Genomic DNA, 23,161 nt, shown 5'->3' on the forward strand with positions numbered 1-23,161 from the left:
GTTTCGAACATGTCTATTATCGGCGTGCCGATTGCGATACGACAACTTGATGAGTGATTGAAACGATGGGGAGTCATTAAATCCGATGGCATTGTTGAATATTTTGCATTACCCGGATGAACGGCTGCACACCGTGGCCAAGCCGGTGGAGGTCTTCGACGAGGCCTTGCAGACGCAGATCGACAATATGTTCGAGACCATGTACGAAGCCAAAGGCATCGGCTTGGCCGCGACTCAGGTCGATTTTCACCGCCGCTTGGTGGTGATGGATATTTCCGAGGAAAGAAATGAACGCCGCGTGTTCATCAACCCGGAAATCCTGAGTAAGGACGGCGAGACGGTGTATGAAGAGGGCTGTTTGTCCGTGCCCGGCATTTACGACAAAGTGACCCGCGCCGAGCACGTCAAGGTGCGCGCGCTGGACCGCAACGGCAAACCGTTCGAACTGGAAGCCGACGGCCTGCTGGCGATTTGCATCCAGCACGAGATCGATCATCTGGACGGCAAGGTGTTTGTCGAATACCTGTCGCAGATGAAGCAGACCCGTATCAAGAGCAAGCTGAAAAAGCGTGAAAAACAGAATATGTGACGGCGGTGCCGTGGGCGCCCTGTCCGGAATGGTTTGAATGAAATTGATCTTTGCCGGTACGCCGGAGTTTGCCGCCGCCGCGCTGCGCGAGTTGATCGCCGCCGGCCATGAAATCGCCCTGGTGCTGACCCAGCCGGACCGTCCGGCCGGCCGCGGCATGAAATTGAAGCCCAGCCCGGTCAAGGAAGTCGCGCTGGAGCACGGTCTGCGCGTGGAGCAGCCGGCGTCCTTGCGCAATGACGAAGCGCAGCAGATGCTGCGCGACATCGGCGCCGAACTGATGGTGGTGGCCGCTTACGGGCTGATCCTGCCGCAGGCGGTGTTGGACATTCCCGCGCGCGGCTGTTTGAACATCCACGCCTCGCTGCTGCCCCGCTGGCGCGGCGCGGCGCCCATCCAGCGCGCCATCTTGGCGGGCGACGCCGAAACCGGCATCACCATCATGCAAATGGACGTGGGTCTGGACACCGGCGACATGCTGTCCATCCATCCGGTGGCCATCGCCGCCGACGAGACCGCCGCCACGCTGCACGATAAGCTGGCTGCGGAGGGCGCGCGCGCCATCGTGTCCACGCTGGCCGGATTGGAGACGATTCAGCCGGTCAAGCAGCCTGAAGCGGGCGTCACTTACGCGCAGAAGCTGAGCAAAGCAGAGGCTCTGGTGGACTGGAACCTGCCGGCGGGAGATGTCGCTCGGGCCATCCGCGCCTACAATCCTGCCCCCGGCGCGCATACGCTGCTGGCCGGCGAGGCGCTGAAACTGTGGATGGCAGTCGCGGAAGCCGGCCAAGCCGAGCCCGGCCTGGTCATCGCCGCGGATGCGGACGGCGTGTTGGTGGGCTGCGGTTCCGGCCTGGTGCGGCTGACGGTGTTGCAGGCGGCTGGCGGCAAGCGCTTGGCCGCGCGTGACTTCGTTGCGGGCAGAAGCCAACTGACGGGCACGCGTTTGGGTGTGTGATCGGATCGGCTGAAGCGAGATGAAAGGGTAGGGGATGACGGACAACTGGTTCAAGACCACCTTGCTGATGGCGGCGATTCTGGCCTTGTTCGCCGTGATCGGCGGCATGATAGGCGGCAAGAGCGGCATGATTCTGGCGCTGTTGTTCGGCGGGGCTATGAATGTGTTCGCCTGGTGGAATTCCGACCAGATGGTGCTGCGCATGTACAACGCGCAGGAGGTGGACGCCCAAAGCGCCCCGGAGTTCTACGGCATGGTGGCGGAGCTGGCGCAGCGCGCCGGCCTGCCTATGCCGCGCGTCTATGTGATCCATGAAGAGCAGCCCAACGCCTTCGCCACCGGCCGCAGTCCCGAGCACGCGGCGGTGGCCGCCACCAGCGGCATCATGCGCATGCTGGACTATCGCGAGCTGCGCGGGGTGATGGCGCACGAGCTGGCCCACGTCCAGCACCGCGACACCTTGATCTCCACCCTTTCCGCCACCATGGCCGGTGCGATTTCCGCGCTGGCCAATTTCGCCATGTTCTTTGGCGGCCGCGATGAGAACGGTCAGCCAGTGGGTTTGTTGCCGCGTTTGGCCATCGCCCTGTTGGCGCCGTTGGCCGCCAGCCTGATTCAGATGGCGATTTCCCGCGCGCGCGAATTTGAAGCCGACCGCGGCGGCGCCGAGATTTCCGGCGATCCGCTGGCTTTGGCTTCCGCCTTGCAGAAGATCGAATACTACGCTCAGGGCATCGTGATGCCCACCGCCGAGGCGCATCCGGAAACGGCGCAGATGATGATCATCAACCCGCTGTCCGGCGGCGGCGGAATGGGCGATCTGTTCCGCACCCATCCGCAAACCGCGGACCGCATAGAACGGCTGCAAGCGATGGCGCGCGGCGTATATTAATTGACGAGCGTCGGGCGGCCGCCGCGCCGTCTGGATCGCCCAAGGCCAATGCCGTCCGGCATTGGCCTGTTTGTTATGGTTTGATAGAAAGCACCCATGCATCATATTCAGCAATTGGCCGCCAATATTCTGTTGCGCGTCGAATCCGGAACCAACCTGACCGAGGCGCTGGCCGAAGCTCAACGCAAGGCGCCGGAGTTGACGCCGTCCGAGCGTGGGGCTTTGCAGGATTTGACCTATGGCAGCCTGCGTCATTTGGCGCGGCTGCGTTTTTATTTGCGCCAGTTGGTGGCCAAGCCCTTGCCTGAGCCGGTGTTGGAGCGGGTGTTGATCGTGGCTTTCTATCAATTGCTGCATACCCGCGCCGCTGAGTACGCCGTGGTGAACGAGGCGGTGACCCTGGCCAGCCGGCTGGCCAAGGGCAATTTCAAGGGGCTGGTCAACGGCGTGCTGCGCAACTTCCTGCGTCAGCGCGCGGCGCTGGAGCGGGCGGCGGAAAGAGACATCGAAGCCAGCTTCAACCACCCGTTGTGGTGGATCAAGGGTTTGCAGCGCGCTTATCCCGATGCCTGGCAAGCTATTTTGGATGCCGACAACGGCCATCCTCCGATGACTTTGCGCGTCAATCGCCGCCATGGCGACGCCGCGGCCTATCTGGAGCGGCTGCGGGCCGCGGGACTGGACGGGGAGGCGCTGGACAGCGGTTCGATCAAGCTGGCGCGGCCGGTCAATGTGCGCGAGCTGCCTGGCTTCGCCGATGGCGAAGTGTCGGTGCAGGACTGGGGCGCGCAGCAGGCCGCGCATTGGCTGGATCTGAGCGCTGGCCAGCGGGTGCTGGACGCCTGCGCGGCGCCCGGCGGCAAGACCGGCCATATTCTGGAGAGCGCCAATGTCGAAGTCACCGCGCTGGACATCGACGAGCAGCGCTTGCAGCGTGTGGCGGACAATCTGGAGCGCATCGGCGCCACCGCGCGGCTGTATGTGGCCGACGCCGGCCAGCCGGCCGGCTGGTGGGACGGCCAGCCCTTCGACCGCATCCTCGCCGACGTGCCTTGCTCCGCCAGCGGCGTGGTGCGCCGCCATCCGGACATCAAGTGGCTGCGCCGCCCGGGCGATTTCGCCGCGCTGGGCGTGCAACAAGCTGCGATGGCCGATGCGCTGTGGCCTTTGCTCGCCTCCGGCGGCAAAATGCTTTACGCTACGTGCTCCATTTTCCCTGAAGAGAATCAGCAACAGCTAGACTCCTTTCTGAAACGCCATGCGGATGCCGCGTGCTTGAGACAGGAGCAGTTGCTTCCTTGTGAGCGTCATGACGGCTTTTATTACGCGTTGCTTGAAAAACGTTAGCCTGCTGCTGTGTTTGCTGGCCGGCCTCGCCATGGCGGCGCAGGCGGAGACCATCGGATCGCGTCGCGCTGAAGCAGAGGTGACGACGGACGGCCAGCTGTCCGTCAGCACCCGTTTTCAGACGCGGCTGACGCCCAGCCTCAGTGATGCGCTGGAGCAGGGCGTGGTGTTGCCGTTCCGGCTGGAGTTCCAGCTGACCAAGCCGCGGCTGACCGCTTACTATCTGAACTTCAGTGAGTGGTTCGATCCGCACGCCCAACTCGGCTTCAAGCTGTCCTATCAGTCGCTGACCAATCGCTATCGCGTCACCATCGGCGGCCTCTCCAATTACTATCCCTCCCTGCGCGAGGCGCTGGGCGCGGTGGGCGCGATCCAGGGCTGGCGAGTTCTCAACTCCGGCACCTTGGACCCGCGGGCTCCGGGGCGCGTTGCCGGCCAGGTGCGGCTATTGCTGGACATCGGCGAGCTTCCCAAACCATTCCAACTGAACGCGCTGGGCTCGGCGGATTGGTCGCTGTCGTCCGACTGGGTCAAGCTGGACGTAAAGGATGGCGGCTGATGCGCTACGCGGTGATCGCGCTGGCGACGCTGGGCGCCATCCTGCTTTATCTGTTGGCCTTGGCCACCGGTAACGCATCCAAACTCAACGAATATTACTGGTGGGTGTTCGGCCTGAACGGCCTCTTGCTCGCCACGCTGCTGGGCGTGGTGGCCCGACAGTTGCTGCGGCTGCGTCAGCGGGTGCGGCAACGGGTGTTCGGCGCCAAGCTGACCCAAAAGCTGGTGATGATGTTCGCGGTGGTGGCCTTGGTGCCGGGCATCCTGGTGTTCACCGTTTCCGCCCAGTTCCTGACCCGCAGCATCGAAAGCTGGTTCGACGTTCGAGTCGAGTCGGCGCTGGAGCGCAGCCTGGGCCTGGCGCGCAATTCGTTGCAGTATGTGCAGGAGGATCTAGGCCGCCGCGCGCGTTCGGTTCAGGACGATATCGAATCCTTGCCTGAAAGCCTATTGCCGGCGCGGTTGGAGCGCTTGCGCGAGCAATTGGGATTGCGCGAACTTGCTGTCTATAGCCGCAGCGGCCAGTTGCTGGCCTTCGCCGGCGGGCTCAGCGAGCGAGTGCCTCCTCCGCTGTCGCGCGAGAGCATAGGCAAGCTCAAACCGCGTCAGACGCTGGGCAGTTACGAGAACGACGGCGGCAGCGGCCTGGTGCTGAAGTCGCTGTTGATTTACCGCAATCTGGATAGCCAGCAGCGTGTGTTGCAGGCCCTGCAATCCGCGCCAGGACGCATTGCCCAGGATGCGGAACAGATCGAGACCGCGCGGGCGGAGTACCGTCAGCTGTTGTTGGGCCGCGAAGGCCTGACGACCTTCTACATGCTGACGCTGGCCTTGTCCGCGCTGCTGGCTTTGACCGCGGCGCTGGCTTTCGCCTTATTCCTGTCCGAGCGACTTTCCGCACCCTTGTCCGAGTTGGCCGCCGGCACCCGGGCAGTGGCGCAGGGCGACTTCTCCAAGCGCCACCCGGTGTACCGGCGAGACGAATTGGGCATGCTGACCACCTTGTTCAACCGGATGACCCAGCAGCTGGAGGACGCGCGCCACGCCGCGGACCTCAGCCGCAGCGAACTGGAAAGCAGCAAACTTTATCTGGAAAGCATCCTGGCCAACCTGAGCGCCGGGGTGATCGCCTTCGGCGCCGACTGGCAGCTGCGTGCCGCCAATACCAGCGCTTCGCGCATTCTGGGCGTGGATTTCGCCGAAGTATCCGACCAGGACTTTCCGCACTGGGCCACGTCGATTCCTGCGGTGGCGCCGCTGGTGGAATGCGTGCTGGAGTACGCGTCCAAGAACAGCGACAGCGACTGGAAAACCCAGCTCAACTATTTGACGGTGCAGGGCGAGCGCACCTTGCTGGTGCGCGGCGCCCATCTGCCGGAAGCGTCCGCAGTGGGGTACGTGGTGGTGTTCGACGATATCACCGAACTGGCGCGCGCCCAGCGCGACGCTGCCTGGGGCGAGGTTGCCAAGCGCCTGGCGCACGAAATTCGCAACCCGCTGACGCCTATCCAGCTGTCGGCGGAACGGCTGGCGATGAAGCTGCAGGACAAGCTGGCCGGCGCCGACGCCGACATGCTGCGACGCTCCACCGACACTATCATCAAGCAGGTGGGCGCGCTCAAGGCCATGGTGGACGCCTTCCGCGATTACGCGCGCGCGCCGCGCACCAAGTTGACCGAATTGGACCTGAATCAAGTGGTGCGGGAGGTGATGGCTCTTTACGAATCCAACTCTGCTGTTAAGATGGCGCTTGATGAAAGGCCGTTGATGATCATGGCGGATGCGGCATTGTTGCGGCAGGTTTTACATAACCTGATTCAGAACGCGCAAGATGCGGTCCTTGACGTTGACATCCCGATGATTCAAATTAGCAGCCGAAAAGAAGAAGGCTATGCGCTCGTTTGCGTGGAGGATAATGGTCCGGGCTTCGCTCCGGAGATCCTGCAACGCGTGTTCGAACCCTATGTGACTAGCAAGACCAAAGGCACCGGTCTTGGCCTGGCGGTGGTCAAGAAGATTCTTGAAGACCACCACGGGCAGATCAAAGTGGGCAATCTCGAACCCAACGGCGCGCGCATCCTTCTCTCCCTGCCATTGCTGGAGGCCTAATGCGTAGCAGCGATATTTTGATTGTTGACGACGAGATCGGTATCCGTGAATTGCTCTCCGAGATACTGCAGGATGAGGGGTACACCGTCGCGCTGGCGGAAAACGCCGAGGTAGCCAGACAGTTGCGCAACCAGACGCGTCCAGCGTTGGTGTTGCTGGACATTTGGATGCCGGATTGCGACGGCGTGACTTTGCTCAAGGAATGGGCCAAGTCCGGTCAGCTGAACATGCCGGTAGTGATGATGTCCGGTCACGCCAGCATAGACACCGCGGTGGAGGCGACTCGCATCGGCGCTTTCGACTTCCTCGAGAAGCCGATTGCGCTGCAAAAGCTGCTGACCACCGTACAGCGAGCGCTGAAGTACGGCGACATGCAGGCCAACACCTCGCTGAACCTGGACAAGCTGGGCCGCAGCGAGCCGATCCAGGAACTGAAGCGGCAATTGGAGCGCGTGGCCAAGGTCAAGTCGCCAGTGTTGCTGACAGGCGAGCCCGGTTCCGGCTTCGAACTGGTGGCGCGCTTCTTCCATCAGGGCAATACCCCGTGGGTGACGCCGGCCAAGCAGGAGCAATTGGCGGACGCCCCGCTGGAGCTGCTGCAAAAGGCCAATAACGGCGTGCTGTTCCTGCCGGAGATTGGCCAGTACGGCCGTCGCGTGCAGCAAGGCCTGCTGTTCCTGCTGTCCAAGCTGGACCGCTTCAATGTGAGGCTGCTGTGCTCTTGCAGCCGTCCGCTGCAGGAGTTGCTGGTGGATCCCGAGTGCGACAACCGGTTGCTGACGGCCTTGTCCAGCGTGATCGTGCCGATTCCGCCGCTGCGCGAGCACTCCGAAGACATCATTTTCATCGCCGAGCAGATTCTGACCGAGTTGGTGGAGTCCAAGCAGGTGCCGGCGCGCAAGCTGACCACGGCCGCGCTCAACGCGCTGCGCCAGTACGACTGGCCGGGCAACCTTGAGCAGTTGCGCAGCATCATCAAGAGCCTGGCGCTGACTTCCGAGTCGGACGAAGTGGACGCGGGAGAAGTCAACAAGGTGCTGGCTCAGTTCCGCCACGAGAAGCCGGTGGAGGAGTCCGGTTTCGACTTCAACATGCCGCTGCGCGAATTGCGCGAACAGTTGGAGCGCCGTTACTTCGAATACCATATCTCGCTGGAGAACGGCAATATGAGCCGGGTGGCGCAGAAAGTCGGCCTGGAACGCACCCATCTGTATCGCAAGCTCAAGCAGTTGGGCATCAAGTTCGCCCGCAAGACGGTGGAAGAATAAGTCCGCTTTGCTGTTTGACGCATAAGAACGTGTTTACGATCTCGCGAGCTAAGGCGGGCCAAGACGTTGAGGCTGAGAAAGCGGAATGTACATGTGGTACATGAACATTTCGAACGTTGCTCTAGTCCAAACACAATTCCGCTGACGCGTAGCAGATCGAAAACAGTTTATAAGGCCAGCCGCATCCCGGCTGGCCTTATGCTTTTGGGCGATGGCGCAACGGCGTTGTTCGGATTAGGCTAGCAATCATGATTGAACTCAACGATGAGGCGCTTTTGCGCTATAGCCGGCACATTCTGCTGCCGGAGATCGACATTGTCGGCCAACAGCGGCTGAGCCGGGCGCGCGCGCTGATCGTCGGCGCAGGCGGTCTGGGCTCGCCGGTGGCGCTTTATCTGGCCAGCGCCGGAGTAGGACAGATCAGCATCGCCGACGACGACGTGGTCGAGCTGTCCAATCTGCAGCGTCAGATTGTTCATGACAGCGACAGCCTGGGGCGTTTGAAAGCGGAGTCCGCCGCCGAGCGGATGCGCCGCATCAATCCCGTGGTGGACGCGCGGCCTCTGGCGCGGCGGCTGGACCAAGCGGCTTTGGATGAGTTGGCGGCTGGTCATGACCTGGTGCTGGACTGCAGCGACAATTTCGCCACCCGCCACGCGGTGAATCGCGCTTGCGTCGCCGCCGGCACGCCGCTGGTGTCCGGCGCCGCGGTGCGCTTCTCCGGACAACTGGCGGTGTTCGATCCACGAGACGCGGCGTCGCCTTGCTACCATTGCCTGTTCCCCGACGAGGGCGAGGCCGGCGACGGGCCCTGCGCGACTTTCGGCGTGCTGTCGCCGCTGGTGGGGGTGATCGGCAGCCTGCAGGCGGTGGAGGCGGTCAAGCTGCTGGCCGGCGTGGCGCCATGCTTGGGCCGCTTGACCCTGTACGATGGTCTGGCCGGCGAATTCCGCCAAATCAGGGTGCCGCGCGATCCCGCTTGCGCGGTGTGCGCCGCGCGATGAAAAACGCCCCGGCGAACCGGGGCGTTTGTTTTGAGAGCGGCGGGCTCACAAGTGCTGCTGCACCAGCTTGCGCACTTCCTTGAAGTCCATCACGCCGACGTAGCGCTTGATGATCTTGCCCTGCTTGTCGATCAGGAAAGTGGTCGGCGCCAGCTGGATGTCGCCGAAGGCCTTGGCGATCTCGCCGTTGCTGTCCAGCGCCACGAAAAAGGGCAGCTGATATTTGTCCACGAAGCTCTTCACGTAATTGGGCGGGTCGTAGCTGAGCGCCACCGCGATGGTTTCATAGCCCTTGCCGGCGAACTCCTGATGCATCTTCTTGATTTCCGGCATCTCCTCGACGCAGCCCGGACAGCTGGTGGCCCAGAAGTTGACCAGCACCACCTTGCCTTTCAGCGATTCGGTGCTGGCGGTTTGGCCGTTGAGCGAGGTGTAGCTGACCTGGGGGGCCGGCGAGCCGGCGAACAGCGCCATATAGGCGACGGCGGCGACCAGCGCGACGCCCAGCAGCGCGAGCAGACCTTTCTTCATTTCCTTGTCCTGCGGTAAGGTCCGGGCGCGGCCCGGACTGTTTATGCCATGACGATCAAGCCTGTTCGGCCAGCATTTGCTCCAGTAGTTCCTTCAGCTTGCCGTCCAGCGCCACCGCCTTGCCTTGTTTGGCGTCAAACACCGCGAAGGTGACGTCGGCCTCGGCCACCAGCTTGCCGCCGCCGGCCAGGCTCACGCGCTGATGCATCACCGCGCTGCGGGTGCCTATGCTCTTGACCCCGGTCTCGATCACGAGCTCGTCGCCCATGGTGGCCGGGTAGCGGTAGTCGATATTGATGTTGACGACCACCAGCGCCAGGCCGGATTGCAGGAACCAGGGGAGATCCCCGCGGCTCTCGAAGTAGTTCCAGCGCGCCTCTTCCAGAAACTCCAGATAACGGGCGTTGTTGACGTGGCCGTATAGGTCTAGATGGTAGCCGCGCACTTTGATCTTGGTATTGTGCTGCATGATGGTGTTTCTCCCTTGCTCGTGATGGCGCCCGGCGACGCCGTGGCGCGCGTATGCTTATTCGCCCAGTTCCAGCGGCACGAAGGCCTCGCGCTCCAGCGCCTCGTCGACCAGATCGGTGACGATGGAATGGATTTCCAGCGAGAACCATTGTTGGAACAGTTCCAGCGAAAGTTCTTCCGGCCACAGGGCGTCATCCTCGCACCAGTCGGCCAGCTCGGCTTGGAACAGCTGTTGATAGCGTTCGAAAACGAAGGCTTGGGCGTCGGCGTAATCTTCCGCCGCCGGGATCAGCAGGGCGTTGCAGTCCTGGCCCAGGTGCGCCAACGAGATCTCCTCATCCAAGCCGCCGGGCAATGATTGCAGCCAGGCGTGGAAGGGGGCGAGGGGACGGATCAGGGCGATACTGCGATTGACTTCGTACATGGAGATTCCTTGAAGATGTGTCAGCGACTGGACAGCTGGTTGTCGCGAGTGAAAACGAATTTTTGACGAATGCGCTGCGAGCTGTATTGTTCCGCGAGCGACGCCGGGAACGGCGGGTAGGGCGCGGCCAGTTCCACGATGCGACGCGCGGCCTCATCCAGCACGCCGAAGCCGGAACTGCGCAGCACGCGCACCTCGCGGAGGCCGCCGTCGGCGGCGATCAGCACTTCCAGCGTCACCGCGCCGTGAATATTCTGGCGGCGAGCCGCTTCCGGGTAGTTGAGGTTGCCGATGCGCTCCACTTTGAGTCGCCAGTCTTCCTGATAACGGGCCCAGGGGTAGCCGCGGGCGCTTTCGGCCAGCTTGCCCTGTTTGCCGCCGCTTTCCTGTTCGTTGTCGGCGAGACCGCTGTCGCCCAACTGCCGGCTCATCTCTCCGACCTGGGCCAGCAGGCTGCCGGCGCTGACATGTCCGACCGTGCCGGATTGAGAGGGCGGCAGTGCAGGCTTTTTGCCTGCCTCCGGAGGGCGGGCGATGGTTTGTTGCCGCGGGGAGGCGTCGGCGGGTTCGGGCGTGCCTGGATCGGCCGGGACGGCGACTGGCTTAGCGCGATGGCTGGCAAGCTTGTCCGCCTGCGCGCTGTTGCCCGTGCCCAGGTTGTTCTGTTCCGCCAGCCGGCGGGTTTTGGGCGTCAGGCGGCTGGGCGTCTGGTTTAGCTGCACATTGATGATTTGGGCGGAGGCTGGCGCGGGCGGGCTGGAGCGCGGGCGCATCTCCAGGCTGAACAGCAGCGCATGGACCAGCAGCGAGGCGAGCAGCGTCAAGCCCAGCGGCAGCATGGTGGCGCTGGAGGACGTGGACGAGGACGGGCTAGTGGACATGGATGGCTGTTGGCTTTCACCGGGTATGCGGAGTTCGCCGCGGCTGCCGCCGCAGGCGGAACCGAGTGCAGCTGAAAGTGTAGCACGGCGGCCAGCAAAAACGCCGCGCTGAGCGCGGCGTGGCGGATGGCTGAGGGTCTGCGGATATTATTTTTCCAGCAGGCTGCGCAGCATCCAAGCGGTCTTCTCGTGAACCTGAAGGCGCTGGGTCAGCAGGTCGGCGCTGGGCTCGTCCGAAGCGCGCTCCACCACGGCGAAAATGCTGCGCGCGGTGCGACATACGGTTTCATGGCCGTCCACCAGTTGGCGGATCATTTCCTCGGCTTTGGGCGGGGCGCCGGCGGCTTCCTGGATCGCAGTCAGTTTGGCGTAGTCGGCGTAGCTGCCCGGCGCGTGGTGGCCCAGGGCGCGGATGCGCTCAGCCACCGCGTCCACTGCCAGAGCCAGTTCGTTGTACTGGGTTTCGAACATCAGGTGCAGGGTGTTGAACATCGGCCCGGTGACGTTCCAGTGGAAGTTGTGGGTTTTCAGATACAAGGTGTAAGTGTCGGCCAGCAGGCGGGACAAGCCATGAGCGATTTCCTGGCGGTCTTGTTCGTTGATTCCAATATCCATCGCGATATCCTCATAAGTGAAGGGAGAGCCGACGCCTCGTCGGCTGACGCCGGCGCTGGGTCTTTTGGACTACACTCTCCCGATTTGCGGGAAAAAATCATGAAACCTTGGCTGGACTGCCGTAACGGCACCATCCGTCTTACTCTGCATGTGCAGCCCGGTGCCAAGAAAACCGAGGCGGCGGGAGAACATGGAGACTGCCTGAAAATACGCTTGGCGGCGCCGCCGGTGGACGGCAAGGCCAATGCGGCCCTACTGGCCTGGCTGGCGCAACGCTTCTCCGTGGCCAAGCGCGACGTTCAACTATTGTCCGGCGACAAGAGCCGGCGCAAGGTGGTTTTGCTTCAGTGCGAGGCCTCTGAAGAGGACGCTCTGCAGCGGCTGGACCTTCAGTGAAGGCGCCGGTCGGGCGGAGTGGTTTTGTCCACCCGAGTATATTCTCCATCAATGATGTCGGGGTCGGCGGCGGGGCCGGGCCCCTGCGCCGAGTGGGTATTGACGGCGATGCTGGGGCCTTTGAAAGGCAGCAGCAATAGTACGGCGGCCAGGTCGCTGATGACGCCTGGTATCAGAAACAACACGCCCGCCAGCAAGTAGCGCAGCGGCCAGAGCAAGGAATACAGCGATACCCGGTCGCCCTGGCGCATCACGCTGCCCAAGGTGAACAAGGCGCCGATCTGCTGATTGCGCAGCATCCACAGGCCCAGCAAGGAAGACAGTACGACGAACAGGAAAACGGCTAAACCTCCGAAGCGATCCGCCAAAGCCACCAGGGCGGCGATTTCTGCGAAGGGGTACAGCAACAGCAGGATGAGGAAGGTGCGCATGGGCAACTGAATCCGATAAGTGGGTGTCGCGATCAAGACGACGGACGAGTCAATCTGATCCCTTGTTGTACACATGGGTATGGCTGGGCGGCTTTCAAGGCCGGCTTGGAATTATCGTTCGGGCTTAGATGATATCTTGACGCTTCGGTTCCCGTTTCAATCCGGCTTTCCTGTGCGTGTCAGTGTCATTCTCATGAAAAAAAATACAAAAACCCGTTGACGACCCTGAACTGTTTCATTATAGTTGCGCTCTCTCTTGGGTCGTTAGCTCAGCTGGTAGAGCAGCGGACTTTTAATCCGTTGGTCGCAGGTTCGAATCCCGCACGACCCACCAGTTTCCGATACTGGAAATTGCCAAGAGTTTTGTTCGAGGGTCGTTAGCTCAGCTGGTAGAGCAGCGGACTTTTAATCCGTTGGTCGCAGGTTCGAATCCCGCACGACCCACCACGACAAACTCTTAGCGCTCAGGCTCGGGTCGTTAGCTCAGCTGGTAGAGCAGCGGACTTTTAATCCGTTGGTCGCAGGTTCGAATCCCGCACGACCCACCAAATTTATAGCAATCAGGCCAGTTCGCGAGAACTGGCCTTTTTGTTTTTGCTTTACCTTCCGTGTTCTGTGTTTCCTCTCCCCCCATGTTTGTCTGCGCCTTGACGGGTCTCGGTGCGTCAATGGCCTTGCTATGGTAAATTTGATAATGATTGTAAGAATCATTCGCATTATAATGGCGAGTTAACCGCATCATCCCGCCGTCCGTGCTGTCGAGCGCGGACCTTCGGTTTCGCATCAAATAGGAAACGCAGAGCATGACTACCGTTGTCGAGAACACCCGCACACAGGACCTGAAAGCCCGCACCCACGAAACGCACGATGCGCTGGACCAACGCATCATGGCGAATCAGCCGTTCGCCACTCGTGAAAACTACGCGCGCTTTTTGCTGGCGCAATACCGCTTCCTGCGAGACGCCGACGCGCTTTACGACAATCCTGAGCTGGCGCGCTTGTTCCCGGATCTGGCCGAGCGCCGCCGTTACGACAGCATCGCCGCCGATCTGCGGGATCTGGGCCGGCCGCTGCCGGAATTGCGCGAAGCGCCGATCAGCAGCACGCTGGACGTGGCGAGCGCGATGGGTTGGCTCTACGTGGTAGAGGGTTCCAAACTGGGCGCGGCAATTCTTTACAAGCTGGCTGGCAAGTTGGGCTTGGATGAGAACTGCGGCGCTCGCCACCTAGCCGGCCATCCGGATGGTCGCGCTCGTCACTGGCGCGCCTTCACCGCCGTGTTGGATGGCTTGCAACTGGACGAGGCGGCCGAGCAGCGCGTTACCGCCGGCGCGGTGGCTGCGTTTGCCTGCATGAACCGCCATCTGGATCAGGTGTACGCTTGAGTCATCCCGCGCGGCACCCCGCGGTGCGCTGGTTCTACTTGTGCGCCGGCGTGGCGATGCTGGTCTTGGGCATTATCGGTGCGCTGTTGCCGGTGATGCCCACTACGATCTTCCTGATTTTGGCGCTAGCCTGCTTCAGCAAATCCTCCCCGCGGCTGGAGCAGCGGCTATTGGCGCATCCGCGTTACGGACCGGGGCTGCGCCGCTGGCGCGAGCAGCGCGTGGTGCCGGCCAAGGCCAAGTGTTTTGCCGCGCTGGGCATGGGCATGGGTTTCGCCGCTCTGCTGCTGACGCGGCCGCCGCACTGGGTCCCGTGGCTGGTAGGAGCGATTGAGCTGAGCGTCTTGCTTTATTTGTTGTCGCGGCCTTCGCATGTGAAGCCGGTCTTGGCGCCGCAGCCGGATTTAGCCAAAACGCTTCCGCCGCGTTAAGCTTGCGCATCTACACCAAAAACGGGAGCTGTGTGATGAAGGTAAACGGAATCGTAGCGGTCTTGGCCGTACTGGCGTTGCCGGCGCTGGTTTTGGCGCAGACGGCGGATGAACAGCTGTTGGCGGCACAGATGTACTATCAGCAAGTGCGCGGCACGCAGCAAAAGGCGGATGCGCGTTTGGCGCAGGCCGAGTCCGACAAGGTTAAGGCGGAACAGCGTTTGGCGGAAGCGCAGGCGGGCTTGAGCGGGGCCAACGCGGAATTGGAGGCGGCGAAGTCGGCTCAAGCCGCCGCGGCGCAGATCAGCGAGGCGGCCACCAAGGCCTTGAACGAGGCTTGGCAGCGCAAGGACAGCGGACAGTAATGCGACCGGCTCGCTATTCGCCGCGTAATTGCCGGTAACGGTTCAGATCGTTCTGGGTTTTTTGGCGGAATGCGGCCAGCTCCTGTTGCTTGATGGAGATCTGCTTGGCCAGTTCGCTTTGTTCCGACTGCAGCACATGCAGATTGCGTTGGCTGTTTTGCGGTGGCGCTTGTTTGTTGCGCAGGCTATGGGCAATGTCCTGCTGAATGCCTTGAATCTGCAGCGTCAGGCCGCGGGCGCGTTGTTGTAGCGCGTCCAGCGCGCTTTGCAGCACAGCCTGTTGTTTGGCCCGCTCGGCTTGCAGTTGCTGCAGGTTGGCGTAGCTTTCCACCAGTGCGTTGTCGCGGCGGGTATTTTCCAGTTGATGGGCGTCGCGTTGTTTTTGCGCCGCTTCGGCGGCCTCTCGCGCTTGGCGCGCGGCGGGGCTTTCCGCCGGTTTGGTGACGGAACCCTGCTTGGAAAGCTCGGCAACGCCCTGCTGCTGACTCTGGAGCGGAGGCGAGTCGCTGTAATGCACTTTGCCGGACTCGTCCACCCACTTGTAGAGTCCGCCGGCATAGGCGACGGTTCCCAGTATCAGCAGCGCGAATCCGGCAAGCGGTTTCATCAGTCGTTGACTCCGTATTGCGCCCGGTAGGCGCGCACTGCGTCCAGGTGCGCCGCCAGTTCCGGACTATGTTCCAGGAAGCCGAGCAGGTCTTTCAGCGTGGCGATGGCGATGACCGGCAGGCCATGTTGCTGGGCTACTTCCTGCACCGCCGATAATTCGCCGCTGCCTCGCTCCATGCGGTCCAATGCAATGGCCACCCCCGCCGGTTCGGCGCCGGCGGCGCGGATCAATTGCACCGATTCGCGCACCGAGGTGCCGGCCGAGATCACGTCGTCGATGATCAGAACCTTGCCTTGTAGCGGGGCGCCCACCAGGGTGCCGCCTTCGCCGTGGTCCTTGGCTTCCTTGCGGTTGTAGGCGAAGGGCACATTGCGGCCTTGCTCCGCCATGGCCATGCACGCGCCGGCTGCCAGGATGATGCCTTTATAGGCCGGACCGAAGAGCATGTCGAATTGCACGCCGCTTTCCAGTATCGACTTGGCGTAGAAGCGGGACAAGTTCAAAGTGGACAGGCCGTCGTTGAACAGGCCGGCGTTGAAGAAGTAGGGTGACTTGCGGCCGGCCTTGGTGATGAACTCGCCAAACTTCAAAACCTGCTTGTCGAGCGCAAAACGAATAAAATCCTGACGGAAATCGCTCATCGTTACTCCTTATTAACTGTTAACTGTTTGAACGGCTGAAAAAATTGCCGGCAAGCATATCACGGGAGAGTCTCTTGCTTCGAATCGTTTCCGCTAATTTGAACGGCATCCGCTCCGCCGATAAAAAAGGTTTCTTTGACTGGTTGGCCGGCATAGACGCCGACTTTGTCTGCGTGCAGGAACTGAAGGCCCAGGCGGCCGACCTGTCCGAACGCATGCGACAGCCGGACGGGATGACCGGTTACTTCCACTATGCGGAAAAGAAAGGTTATAGCGGCGTGGGCCTGTATACCCGTCATCAGCCGGATGCGGTGGTGGAGGGATTGGGCGTTGATTGGATAGACGCCGAAGGCCGCTTTCTGCAACTGGATTTCGGCAATCTCAGCGTGATTTCACTGTATCTGCCGTCAGGCTCCAGCAGCGATGAGCGCCAGCAAGTGAAATTCGATTTTCTGGACGTGTTCATGCCCCATCTGGAAACGCTGTGCGCGGCCGGCCGCGACATCGTGATCTGCGGCGACTGGAACATCGCTCATAACGAGATCGATCTGAAAAACTGGAAGGGCAATCTGAAGAACTCCGGCTTCCTGCCGGAAGAGCGCGCCTGGATGACCGACTTGCTGGACCGCGTGGGCTGGTGCGACGTGTGGCGCCGCCTGTACCCCGACACGCCGGGCTACACATGGTGGAGCAACCGCGGCCAGGCTTACGCCAAAGACGTGGGTTGGCGCATCGATTACCACATTGTGACGCCGTCGTTGATGGCGCAAGCTCGCAGCGCATCGGTGTATAAGGACGAGAAGTTCTCCGATCATGCGCCGCTGATCGTCGATTACGAGCGGAGCCTGTGATGTTGGACGAGGACGACGTCACCTTGATCACGGTGCCGGGGTGGGGCAACTCCGGCGCCGAACACTGGCAGACCAGTTGGGAGCGCTGCTATCCGTTAGCCCGCAGAGTGGAGCAAGACGATTGGCTGTACCCGGAATGCGAGGCTTGGGTAGAGGGCATCAGGCGCACGCTGGAGCAGGTGCCGGGCCGCTGGCTGCTGGCGGCGCACAGCCTGGGCTGTCATGCGGCGGCGGCCTGGTTGCGCACCTTGTCCCTGTCTGAACAGAAGCGCTTGCAAGGGCTGTTGCTGGTGGCGCCGCCGGCCTTGCCCATCAGCGAGGCGAGGGCGCGCGCCAGCGGCGAATTGCCGGATGACGCGCCCTTGCCTACGTTTGCCGGCTTCAGTGCGCCCACGCTGCGCTTGCCCGCCCCCGCCTTGCTGGTGGCCAGCCGCGACGACTTGTTCTGCGAGATGGCGGAGGCGGAGGCGATGACCCGCGTTTGGGGCTGTCCCTTGGTTGATGCCGGCGCGAATGGGCATTTAGGCAGCGCCGCGCGTCTTGGGCATTGGCGCTTCGGCCAGGATCTGCTGCAGGAACTGATGCTGGCCTGAGTCTAGCGGGCGACCGGCCGCGTCGGATCGCTGCACCACTCACTCCAGGAACCGGGGTAGAGCCGGGCGCCTTCGAAACCGGCGTGACGCATTGCCAGCAGGTTGTGGCAGGCGGTGACGCCGGAGCCGCATTGATGAACAATGCTCGTCGGATCGGCGTCGCCAAGCACGGCCAGCCATTCGGCGCGTAGTTGTTCTACCGGCTTGAAGCGGTTGTCGGCGTCGACGTTGTGCATGAAGAAGCGATTGGCCGCGCCGGGGATATGGCCGCCCACCGGGTCCAGTGTTTCGCCTTCGCCGCGGTAACGTTCGGCGGAGCGAGCGTCTACCACGGTGAAAGCCGCTTGCTCGATATTGGCCAGCACGGCGGAGGCGTCGACGGTGTCTTCAAGCGCCGGCCTGATCGAGAAACGGCAGGGGCGGCGTTCCGCGGCCTGCTTGTCTAGAGCGTAGCCGGCCCGGGTCCAGGCTTGGATGCCGCCGTCCAGCACCGCAACCGCGGAGTGCCCCAGCCAGCGGAGCAACCACCAGGCGCGGGCCGCGTATTGCCCGGCGGCGTCGTCGTAGGCGACGACTTGGGTGTCCGGCGTGATGCCGATTGCTCCGAAGTCCACGGCCAAGCGGCTGCCGTCGGGCAGCGGGTGACGGCCGTTGTCGCCGGTCTTGCTGCCGGAAAGGTGGTACTCCAGATTCAGGTAGTGCGCGTTTGGCAGATGGCCGGCTTCATAGACGGTCAAGCCATAATCCGCTTGTTCCAGCCGGAAGCGGCAATCCAGAATCACAAGGCGTTCAGCCGGCAGAGCCGCCAGTTGTTCCGCGGAGATCAAGGTTTGGTGCATGGCATTCCTCTTTCAGATTGGGGGGCTGCAGGTCCTGCGCTTGTCGAATCCGCTGCCTGATTGGCGGCATTGGGCGTGTTGATTCGGCCTTTTACGATGCGGAAGACCGCCAGCGGGTCTCGGAACCTGTTTACGATCTGCTACGTGTCGTGGAGCGTTGCACGGTGGGCGCGTCTTCAAAATGCTCGTGTGCCGTGTCTACACTCCGCTTTTTCAGCCGTTTTCGCTTTGACTCGCGAGAGCGTCAACACGCTCTCAGTGCAGGAGTTCGGCTTGATAAAGGCGAGAACAGGGCAGTTGCCGGTAGCTGCCGGGCTCCAGGCGCAAGGTATCCACTTGTTCCGCGCCATCCCGGCCGCAGCGGCGCAGGGCTAGCCAGTGACGTCCATCGGCGTCAATTCCGTCGACAGGCCAAGCCAGGCCGGATTCCGCGAAGAAGCGGTAGCAGGCTAAATCGGCGCCTTCGAGCCCGTCCGGTATCTGATCGACCTGGATCTGATAGTCCAGCCAGCAATGGCTCTGAGAAGAGGCGAGTTGCCGGCGTAATTGTTCCGCCAGCTGCGGCCAGGCGCGCGGGGGGCCTTGGCGGCGGGCGGCAGCCCAGATCGGGGCGGGGAAATGGGCGTCGTCGGCGAAGCGGGGAATCACGTGCCAATGCAGGTGCGGCACCATATTGCCCAGGCTGGCCAGATTGATCTTGTCGGCTTGCGTGCAGCGCCGCAGTGCGGCTTCGACGTTATGGACCCAGTCCAGCAGGTGCAAACGGTCGCAGGGGGACAGGTCCGTCATTTCCTTGATGTGGGTCTTCCAGATCACCCGGCAGAAGCCGGGATAGCCTTCCTCGTTGACCAGTAGGACTTTTAGGCGGTCGTCTTCGTGCAATACTTGGCCGGACGGGCCACGGCACAATTCACAATCCATGATGGCGGCCTTTTGAAATGCGGGAACCTTATTGTAACGGTTGCCGCGAGCTTCGGCTAAACCCCGGTTCGCTGCTATCATTACGGAAATTATGATTTGAACTATTTATCATGCCTTCTGCCGTATGCCGTCGCCTGTGCGGTGTTCAGGCGCTGCGGCGGGCACAAATGGAGAGCTTGATGACGGATATGATGATTATTCTGGCGCTGATCCTGGCCAGCGCCTTTTTCTCAGTGTCGGAGATATCGCTGGCGGCCTCGCGCAAGATCCGTTTGCGTCAAATGTTGGACGAGGGCAACGACAACGCCGGAAAGGTCTTGGCCTTGCAGGAGCATCCAGGCCATTTTTTCACCGTGGTGCAGATCGGCGTCAATGCGGTGGCTATTCTCGGCGGTATTGTCGGCGAGGCGGCGTTCACGCCTTTCTTCGCCCGAGTGCTGGGTTTTTTCTTGTCCCCCGAACTGGCGCAGAGCCTGGGTTTTCTGGCTTCCTTCCTGCTGGTGACCAGCCTGTTCATCCTGTTCGCCGACTTGACTCCCAAGCGCGTGGGCATGGTGGCGGCGGAGTCTGTGGCGGTTCGCATTGTGCGGCCGATGCTGTTCATGGTGCTGCTGTTCAAGCCGCTGGTGTGGTTGTTCAATGAAATGTCCGGCGTATTGCTGCGTTTGGCGGGCATGCCCACCAGCCCGCGCGACGAAATCACCAGCGACGATATTTCGGCGATGATGGACGCCGGCGCTGAAGCCGGCGTGCTGCATCGGCAAGAACATCAAGTGATTGAAAACGTATTCGAACTGGAAAGCCGGCTGGTGCCGTCGTCGATGACGCCGCGCGAGAGCATCATCTACTTCACCTTGGACGAGGGAGAGGAAAGTATTAAGTCGAAAGTGGCCGAGCAGCCGCATTCCAAGTTTCTGGTCTGCGACAACGGCATCGACAATGTGGTGGGCTACGTCGACTCCAAGGACTTGCTGCGGAGGGTGTTGGCCGGGCGCGCAATCTCCTTGAAGGAGCCCGGTTTGTTGAAAACGGTTCTGATGATTCCGGATTCCCTGACCTTGTCGGAATCCTTGGATCAATTCAAGGGCACCCGAGAGGACTTCGCCGTCATTCTGAATGAATATGGTTTTGTGGTGGGTCTGATTACCCTTAACGATGTGATGTCCACGGTGATGGGTGACCTAGTGGGGCAGGGGCAGGAGGAACAGATCGTCAAGCGCGACGAGAACTCCTGGCTGGTGGACGGCATCACGCCTGTGGAGGATGTGCTGCGGGTATTGGAGATCGACGAATTGCCCGACGATCAGAACTACGAGACGGTAGCGGGTTTCATGATGTATATGCTGCGCAAGATTCCGCGGCGCACCGATTGCGTGCAATACGCAGGTTACAAGTTCGAGGTGGTGGACATCGACAACCACAAGATCGATCAGATTCTGGTCACGCGGGTGGCCAGCAAGGAGCCGGCGCAAACTTGAGCTTTGTACGATCGGTTACATGATTTAACACAGGCCTCACAGACTGCGGCGAGTCGGCTTGCATATGATGAATACAAGGATGCACCAGGACGGTGCCCTGACAACCGCTAAGTCGCAGATTTGGAGAAACACCATGAAAAAAATCGCCGCACTGATTCTGGCTTCCGTACTCGGCCTGACTTCCGCTGCCTCCTTCGCCGCCGACGCTTCCGCTCCGGCCGCCAAGGCTGCCGCTCCGGCGCATGCCAAGAAGCATCACGCCAAGAAGCACCATCACAAGAAGCACGCCAAGAAAGCGGCTTCCGCTCCGGCCGCGCAAAAAGCCCAAGCAGCCAAGAAGCATGCCAAGAAGCATCACCACAAAAAAACGCATGTGAAAAAAGCGGCTTGATTCTGCGGCTACAGGCAGGGTATCGAAAGGAGGCTACGGCCTCCTTTTTGTATTGTTGGCTGGCTGTTTTAGGGTGTGATTAAAAATGTAATGGTTTTGTAGTGGCATGGCTTTGTGAAGTCTCTGCTTGTTCTGTGAAGTTTTGTCTCCAATTGCCAACAGGCAACCCTCCTACGCTTGGATTGTTTTCTTTCTGAGGAAACAGCCCTCTCCAACTGCGTTTTTTACGTCCTTTTTTCCGCTTTATTTGCGATAAATTCCATCAAATCAACGAAATTATGATTTTTTGTCACTTTTTGTGCACCCGCCGCATCAGTATCAACGTAAGGCAATCATTTTGACCTGTTTTAACTGTTATTAAGGACAGGTTGGTGAAATTTGGGTTGGCAGTCGTGGAGTGATTGCTCGAATCTGATACCACTGTAATACCACATGTCCGAACTAAAACGCCGGCTTGCGGTGCTGCAGCGGGGACAGCATGACGCTGCCGTGATCACTGACAGAATTGAGGAGGTCCGAATGTCGAAACTTTCGTTGACGTTGTCGGCGCTGTTTGGAGGGGCTGGCTTGTTGTTGAGCAGCGCGGCGGCGTTCGCCGCGCCGGCCTGCAGCGCGTGGAGCAATGCGCAGACCTATAACGGCGGCGATTACGCCTTATACGCCAACAAGACCTGGCGCGCCAAGTGGTGGACGCAGAACAATCAGCCGGGCGCGGATCAATGGGGACCGTGGGAGGAGAGGCCGGCTAGCGAATGCACCCCGGGCGGCGGCGACCCCGGCCCCGGGCCGGGCACGGGCGTGCCTCCCGAGCCGACGCCGACGGTGGGCCGCCATGTTGGTTCCTATTTTGCGCAATGGAGCATTTACGGCCGTAATTACAAGCTGCGCAATCTGGTGGACGCAGGCGGCGACAAGAAGCTGACCTTCCTGAACTACGCTTTCGGCAATGTCTACGCCGACGGCAAATGCGGCATGGTGACTCGCGCGGAGAACGGCAACGGCGATGGCGGCGACGCTTGGGCCGATTACCAGAAGTCCTTCGGCGCCAACGAGTCGGTGGACGGCAAGGCCGACACCTGGAGCGACCCGTTGCGCGGCAACTTCAACCAATTGCGCAAGTTGAAGCTGGCCAACCCCTCGCTGAAAGTGCTGATTTCGCTGGGAGGCTGGACCTGGTCTAAGAATTTCGGCAAATTCGCCGCCACCGACGCCGGCCGCAAGGCCATGGTGGCATCCTGCATCGACCTGTACCTGAAAGGCAATTTGCCGGTGGGCGAGAACGCCGGCGGCGCCGGAGCGGCCAAGGGGGTGTTCGACGGCATCGATATCGACTGGGAATACCCGGGCGGCGGCGGTCTGCCGAGCAATAGCGTGGACCCCAACGACAAGCAGAACTTCACCTTGCTGATGGCGGAATTCCGCAGCCAGTTGGATGCCTTGACCTCGCAGAACAAGCGTCGATACTACCTGACCGCGGCCATTGGCTCCGGCGTCGATAAAATCCGCCAGACCGAGCCGGCCAAGTACGCGGCCTACATGGACTGGATCAATGTGATGACCTACGACTTCAACGGCGGCTGGGACGCAAAAGGGCCGACCAACTTCCAGTCCAATCTGTTCCGCGATCCGGCCGCTCCGGTGACCGGAGATCGCGTTTACTACAATGTGGACGACTCGATCCAGACCTTGGTCAAGGCCGGCGTGCCCAAGACCAAGCTGAACGTGGGCATCCCGTTCTATGGACGCGGCTGGGCCGGCGTGGCGGCTGGACCCAAGGGCGATGGCTTGTACCAAGTGGCCACCGGCGCGGGCAAAGGCACTTACGAAGCCGGCATTGAGGACTACAAAGTGCTGAAAACCCGCTCCGCCAAGCAGTTTGTGCACCCAGTGAGCAAGCAGCTGTGGACTTACGACGGCAACGAGTTCTGGAGCTATGACGACCCTGCCACCATCCGCACCAAGCTGGACTATGTGCGTCAACAACAGCTGGGCGGGGTGTTCAGCTGGTCCTTGGATGGCGACGACGCCCAGGGCTCCTTGCTGAAGACCACCAGCGAAGTGCGTCAGGATGCCGCCGCGGCCAAGAAGAAGGCGGCGGCCAAGACCTCGGCCGCATCGCCGCTGAAGTAAGCCGGCAGCCGCTATAGAGACGCCGCCGGGCATGCCCGGCGGTTTTTGTTTA

The 23,161-nt window shown here is 61.5% G+C and carries 27 protein-coding genes and 3 tRNA genes; 20 read left to right on the forward strand and 10 right to left on the reverse strand.

Translation table 11 applies throughout. The annotated features are described in order from the left end of the window. The first annotated feature begins 85 nt into the window (after positions 1–85). From def to GYH29_RS01590, 8 genes are all read left to right on the forward strand, one after another. On the forward strand, positions 86–589 hold the full coding sequence (def, locus tag GYH29_RS01555) for a peptide deformylase (protein WP_019103371.1): 504 nt from the start codon (positions 86–88) through the stop codon (positions 587–589). Positions 590–626: 37 nt separating this feature from the next. Then, complete coding sequence (fmt, locus tag GYH29_RS01560) at positions 627–1,547, forward strand: methionyl-tRNA formyltransferase (RefSeq protein WP_161523087.1); 921 nt, start codon at positions 627–629, stop codon at positions 1,545–1,547. 34 nt (positions 1,548–1,581) lie between these two features. Further along, positions 1,582–2,439 (forward strand): zinc metalloprotease HtpX, encoded by an 858-nt coding sequence (gene htpX, locus GYH29_RS01565; RefSeq protein ID WP_161523088.1) that lies wholly within the window; start codon positions 1,582–1,584, stop codon positions 2,437–2,439. Positions 2,440–2,535: 96 nt separating this feature from the next. Then, on the forward strand, positions 2,536–3,786 hold the full coding sequence (gene rsmB / locus GYH29_RS01570; protein ID WP_043592330.1) for a 16S rRNA (cytosine(967)-C(5))-methyltransferase RsmB: 1,251 nt from the start codon (positions 2,536–2,538) through the stop codon (positions 3,784–3,786). After that, complete coding sequence (locus GYH29_RS01575; protein ID WP_232060494.1) at positions 3,773–4,345, forward strand: DUF4390 domain-containing protein; 573 nt, start codon at positions 3,773–3,775, stop codon at positions 4,343–4,345. Before rsmB ends, GYH29_RS01575 begins: the two co-directional genes overlap by 14 nt. Continuing rightward, positions 4,345–6,453 carry a sensor histidine kinase gene (locus tag GYH29_RS01580; protein ID WP_161523089.1) on the forward strand — a complete coding sequence of 703 codons (2,109 nt, stop codon included), beginning with the start codon at positions 4,345–4,347 and terminating at the stop codon, positions 6,451–6,453. Before GYH29_RS01575 ends, GYH29_RS01580 begins: the two co-directional genes overlap by 1 nt. Continuing rightward, positions 6,453–7,721: a sigma-54-dependent transcriptional regulator gene (locus tag GYH29_RS01585; RefSeq protein WP_019100015.1), complete on the forward strand. Its 1,269-nt coding sequence runs from the start codon at positions 6,453–6,455 to the stop codon at positions 7,719–7,721. Before GYH29_RS01580 ends, GYH29_RS01585 begins: the two co-directional genes overlap by 1 nt. Positions 7,722–7,969: 248 nt before the next feature. Beyond that, positions 7,970–8,725, forward strand: coding sequence for a HesA/MoeB/ThiF family protein (locus GYH29_RS01590; protein ID WP_161523090.1), 756 nt, complete (start codon positions 7,970–7,972; stop codon positions 8,723–8,725). A 45-nt stretch (positions 8,726–8,770) separates the two neighbouring features. Here GYH29_RS01590 and GYH29_RS01595 read toward each other — a convergent pair whose 3' ends face one another. The 5 genes from GYH29_RS01595 to GYH29_RS01615 all read right to left on the reverse strand — a co-directional run bounded on the left by GYH29_RS01595 (position 8,771) and on the right by GYH29_RS01615 (position 11,647). Next, positions 8,771–9,256: a TlpA disulfide reductase family protein gene (locus tag GYH29_RS01595; protein WP_161523091.1), complete on the reverse strand. Its 486-nt coding sequence runs from the start codon at positions 9,254–9,256 to the stop codon at positions 8,771–8,773. Between the two features lie 55 nt (positions 9,257–9,311). After that, the gene (locus tag GYH29_RS01600; protein ID WP_118266402.1) at positions 9,312–9,725 is read right to left on the reverse strand and encodes an acyl-CoA thioesterase; all 414 of its coding nucleotides are present in this window, start codon (positions 9,723–9,725) and stop codon (positions 9,312–9,314) included. Positions 9,726–9,782: 57 nt separating this feature from the next. After that, a complete protein-coding gene (locus GYH29_RS01605) occupies positions 9,783–10,151 on the reverse strand; it encodes a VacJ (RefSeq protein ID WP_081555036.1) in 369 nt (122 codons plus the stop codon). 20 nt (positions 10,152–10,171) lie between these two features. Continuing rightward, the gene (locus tag GYH29_RS01610; protein ID WP_081574331.1) at positions 10,172–11,032 is read right to left on the reverse strand and encodes an energy transducer TonB; all 861 of its coding nucleotides are present in this window, start codon (positions 11,030–11,032) and stop codon (positions 10,172–10,174) included. A gap of 147 nt (positions 11,033–11,179) precedes the next feature. After that, a complete protein-coding gene (locus tag GYH29_RS01615) occupies positions 11,180–11,647 on the reverse strand; it encodes a Dps family protein (RefSeq protein ID WP_019100310.1) in 468 nt (155 codons plus the stop codon). Positions 11,648–11,746: 99 nt separating this feature from the next. On the opposite strand from GYH29_RS01615, the gene GYH29_RS01620 reads away from it, so the two are divergent. After that, positions 11,747–12,043 carry a DUF167 domain-containing protein gene (locus GYH29_RS01620; protein ID WP_019100311.1) on the forward strand — a complete coding sequence of 99 codons (297 nt, stop codon included), beginning with the start codon at positions 11,747–11,749 and terminating at the stop codon, positions 12,041–12,043. On the opposite strand, the gene GYH29_RS01625 is transcribed toward GYH29_RS01620, so the two are convergent. Next, positions 12,037–12,474: an FxsA family protein gene (locus tag GYH29_RS01625; RefSeq protein ID WP_043592319.1), complete on the reverse strand. Its 438-nt coding sequence runs from the start codon at positions 12,472–12,474 to the stop codon at positions 12,037–12,039. The genes GYH29_RS01620 and GYH29_RS01625 overlap by 7 nt on opposite strands. A gap of 258 nt (positions 12,475–12,732) precedes the next feature. On the opposite strand from GYH29_RS01625, the gene GYH29_RS01630 reads away from it, so the two are divergent. The 6 genes from GYH29_RS01630 (at position 12,733) to GYH29_RS01655 (ending at position 14,655) form a co-directional block, all read left to right on the forward strand. After that, positions 12,733–12,808, forward strand: a tRNA-Lys gene (locus GYH29_RS01630). 37 nt (positions 12,809–12,845) lie between these two features. Beyond that, positions 12,846–12,921: transfer RNA gene (locus GYH29_RS01635), tRNA-Lys, on the forward strand. A gap of 25 nt (positions 12,922–12,946) precedes the next feature. Next, a tRNA-Lys gene (locus GYH29_RS01640) sits at positions 12,947–13,022 on the forward strand. A gap of 255 nt (positions 13,023–13,277) precedes the next feature. Beyond that, the gene (locus tag GYH29_RS01645) at positions 13,278–13,859 is read left to right on the forward strand and encodes a biliverdin-producing heme oxygenase (RefSeq protein WP_019100594.1); all 582 of its coding nucleotides are present in this window, start codon (positions 13,278–13,280) and stop codon (positions 13,857–13,859) included. Continuing rightward, positions 13,856–14,290 (forward strand): YbaN family protein, encoded by a 435-nt coding sequence (locus tag GYH29_RS01650; protein WP_232060496.1) that lies wholly within the window; start codon positions 13,856–13,858, stop codon positions 14,288–14,290. Before GYH29_RS01645 ends, GYH29_RS01650 begins: the two co-directional genes overlap by 4 nt. A gap of 35 nt (positions 14,291–14,325) precedes the next feature. Further along, positions 14,326–14,655, forward strand: coding sequence for a hypothetical protein (locus GYH29_RS01655; protein WP_161523092.1), 330 nt, complete (start codon positions 14,326–14,328; stop codon positions 14,653–14,655). A 13-nt stretch (positions 14,656–14,668) separates the two neighbouring features. Here the strand turns inward: GYH29_RS01655 and GYH29_RS01660 are convergent, their stop codons facing one another. Both GYH29_RS01660 and pyrE read right to left on the reverse strand, forming a co-directional pair. Next, positions 14,669–15,262 (reverse strand): DUF4124 domain-containing protein, encoded by a 594-nt coding sequence (locus GYH29_RS01660; RefSeq protein ID WP_019100591.1) that lies wholly within the window; start codon positions 15,260–15,262, stop codon positions 14,669–14,671. Further along, positions 15,262–15,906 carry an orotate phosphoribosyltransferase gene (gene pyrE, locus GYH29_RS01665; RefSeq protein ID WP_019100590.1) on the reverse strand — a complete coding sequence of 215 codons (645 nt, stop codon included), beginning with the start codon at positions 15,904–15,906 and terminating at the stop codon, positions 15,262–15,264. The genes GYH29_RS01660 and pyrE overlap by 1 nt, the downstream gene beginning before the upstream one ends. A 74-nt stretch (positions 15,907–15,980) precedes the next feature. Between pyrE and GYH29_RS01670 the strand changes: the two genes are divergently transcribed. Beyond that, the gene (locus tag GYH29_RS01670) at positions 15,981–16,757 is read left to right on the forward strand and encodes an exodeoxyribonuclease III (protein WP_161523093.1); all 777 of its coding nucleotides are present in this window, start codon (positions 15,981–15,983) and stop codon (positions 16,755–16,757) included. Further along, the gene (locus GYH29_RS01675; protein WP_161523094.1) at positions 16,757–17,350 is read left to right on the forward strand and encodes an RBBP9/YdeN family alpha/beta hydrolase; all 594 of its coding nucleotides are present in this window, start codon (positions 16,757–16,759) and stop codon (positions 17,348–17,350) included. The genes GYH29_RS01670 and GYH29_RS01675 overlap by 1 nt, the downstream gene beginning before the upstream one ends. Positions 17,351–17,352: 2 nt before the next feature. Here the strand turns inward: GYH29_RS01675 and GYH29_RS01680 are convergent, their stop codons facing one another. Beyond that, positions 17,353–18,189, reverse strand: coding sequence for a sulfurtransferase (locus GYH29_RS01680; protein WP_019100587.1), 837 nt, complete (start codon positions 18,187–18,189; stop codon positions 17,353–17,355). A gap of 255 nt (positions 18,190–18,444) precedes the next feature. Beyond that, positions 18,445–19,110, reverse strand: coding sequence for an HIT family protein (locus tag GYH29_RS25085; RefSeq protein WP_161523095.1), 666 nt, complete (start codon positions 19,108–19,110; stop codon positions 18,445–18,447). A gap of 179 nt (positions 19,111–19,289) precedes the next feature. Between GYH29_RS25085 and GYH29_RS01690 the strand changes: the two genes are divergently transcribed. The 3 genes from GYH29_RS01690 to GYH29_RS01700 all read left to right on the forward strand — a co-directional run bounded on the left by GYH29_RS01690 (position 19,290) and on the right by GYH29_RS01700 (position 23,109). After that, on the forward strand, positions 19,290–20,588 hold the full coding sequence (locus GYH29_RS01690; RefSeq protein ID WP_019100585.1) for a hemolysin family protein: 1,299 nt from the start codon (positions 19,290–19,292) through the stop codon (positions 20,586–20,588). Positions 20,589–20,667: 79 nt separating this feature from the next. Continuing rightward, complete coding sequence (locus GYH29_RS01695) at positions 20,668–20,979, forward strand: hypothetical protein (RefSeq protein ID WP_191186265.1); 312 nt, start codon at positions 20,668–20,670, stop codon at positions 20,977–20,979. 519 nt (positions 20,980–21,498) lie between these two features. Next, a complete protein-coding gene (locus GYH29_RS01700; RefSeq protein ID WP_118266410.1) occupies positions 21,499–23,109 on the forward strand; it encodes a glycosyl hydrolase family 18 protein in 1,611 nt (536 codons plus the stop codon). Positions 23,110–23,161: the final 52 nt, after the last annotated feature.

This window comes from Chromobacterium haemolyticum, assembly GCF_009936155.1.
GTDB classification, from domain to species: Bacteria; Pseudomonadota; Gammaproteobacteria; order Burkholderiales; family Chromobacteriaceae; genus Chromobacterium; species Chromobacterium haemolyticum.

Excerpts from the sequence above, each read along its gene's own strand:
- GYH29_RS01645 (WP_019100594.1), top strand. The coding sequence starts at position 13,278 with ATGACTACCGTTGTCGAGAACACCCGCACACAGGACCTGAAAGCCCGC.
- GYH29_RS01600 (WP_118266402.1), bottom strand. The coding sequence starts at position 9,725 with ATGCAGCACAATACCAAGATCAAAGTGCGCGGCTACCATCTAGACCTA.
- GYH29_RS01605 (WP_081555036.1), bottom strand. The coding sequence starts at position 10,151 with ATGTACGAAGTCAATCGCAGTATCGCCCTGATCCGTCCCCTCGCCCCC.
- fmt (WP_161523087.1), top strand. The coding sequence starts at position 627 with ATGAAATTGATCTTTGCCGGTACGCCGGAGTTTGCCGCCGCCGCGCTG.
- GYH29_RS01580 (WP_161523089.1), top strand. The coding sequence starts at position 4,345 with ATGCGCTACGCGGTGATCGCGCTGGCGACGCTGGGCGCCATCCTGCTT.
- GYH29_RS25085 (WP_161523095.1), bottom strand. The coding sequence starts at position 19,110 with ATGGATTGTGAATTGTGCCGTGGCCCGTCCGGCCAAGTATTGCACGAA.
- GYH29_RS01595 (WP_161523091.1), bottom strand. The coding sequence starts at position 9,256 with ATGAAGAAAGGTCTGCTCGCGCTGCTGGGCGTCGCGCTGGTCGCCGCC.
- GYH29_RS01620 (WP_019100311.1), top strand. The coding sequence starts at position 11,747 with ATGAAACCTTGGCTGGACTGCCGTAACGGCACCATCCGTCTTACTCTG.
- GYH29_RS01660 (WP_019100591.1), bottom strand. The coding sequence starts at position 15,262 with ATGAAACCGCTTGCCGGATTCGCGCTGCTGATACTGGGAACCGTCGCC.
- pyrE (WP_019100590.1), bottom strand. The coding sequence starts at position 15,906 with ATGAGCGATTTCCGTCAGGATTTTATTCGTTTTGCGCTCGACAAGCAG.
- GYH29_RS01585 (WP_019100015.1), top strand. The coding sequence starts at position 6,453 with ATGCGTAGCAGCGATATTTTGATTGTTGACGACGAGATCGGTATCCGT.
- def (WP_019103371.1), top strand. The coding sequence starts at position 86 with ATGGCATTGTTGAATATTTTGCATTACCCGGATGAACGGCTGCACACC.
- GYH29_RS01610 (WP_081574331.1), bottom strand. The coding sequence starts at position 11,032 with ATGTCCACTAGCCCGTCCTCGTCCACGTCCTCCAGCGCCACCATGCTG.
- rsmB (WP_043592330.1), top strand. The coding sequence starts at position 2,536 with ATGCATCATATTCAGCAATTGGCCGCCAATATTCTGTTGCGCGTCGAA.
- GYH29_RS01615 (WP_019100310.1), bottom strand. The coding sequence starts at position 11,647 with ATGGATATTGGAATCAACGAACAAGACCGCCAGGAAATCGCTCATGGC.
- GYH29_RS01680 (WP_019100587.1), bottom strand. The coding sequence starts at position 18,189 with ATGCACCAAACCTTGATCTCCGCGGAACAACTGGCGGCTCTGCCGGCT.
- GYH29_RS01675 (WP_161523094.1), top strand. The coding sequence starts at position 16,757 with ATGTTGGACGAGGACGACGTCACCTTGATCACGGTGCCGGGGTGGGGC.
- GYH29_RS01690 (WP_019100585.1), top strand. The coding sequence starts at position 19,290 with ATGACGGATATGATGATTATTCTGGCGCTGATCCTGGCCAGCGCCTTT.
- GYH29_RS01695 (WP_191186265.1), top strand. The coding sequence starts at position 20,668 with ATGCACCAGGACGGTGCCCTGACAACCGCTAAGTCGCAGATTTGGAGA.
- GYH29_RS01625 (WP_043592319.1), bottom strand. The coding sequence starts at position 12,474 with ATGCGCACCTTCCTCATCCTGCTGTTGCTGTACCCCTTCGCAGAAATC.
- GYH29_RS01655 (WP_161523092.1), top strand. The coding sequence starts at position 14,326 with ATGAAGGTAAACGGAATCGTAGCGGTCTTGGCCGTACTGGCGTTGCCG.
- GYH29_RS01590 (WP_161523090.1), top strand. The coding sequence starts at position 7,970 with ATGATTGAACTCAACGATGAGGCGCTTTTGCGCTATAGCCGGCACATT.
- htpX (WP_161523088.1), top strand. The coding sequence starts at position 1,582 with ATGACGGACAACTGGTTCAAGACCACCTTGCTGATGGCGGCGATTCTG.
- GYH29_RS01700 (WP_118266410.1), top strand. The coding sequence starts at position 21,499 with ATGTCGAAACTTTCGTTGACGTTGTCGGCGCTGTTTGGAGGGGCTGGC.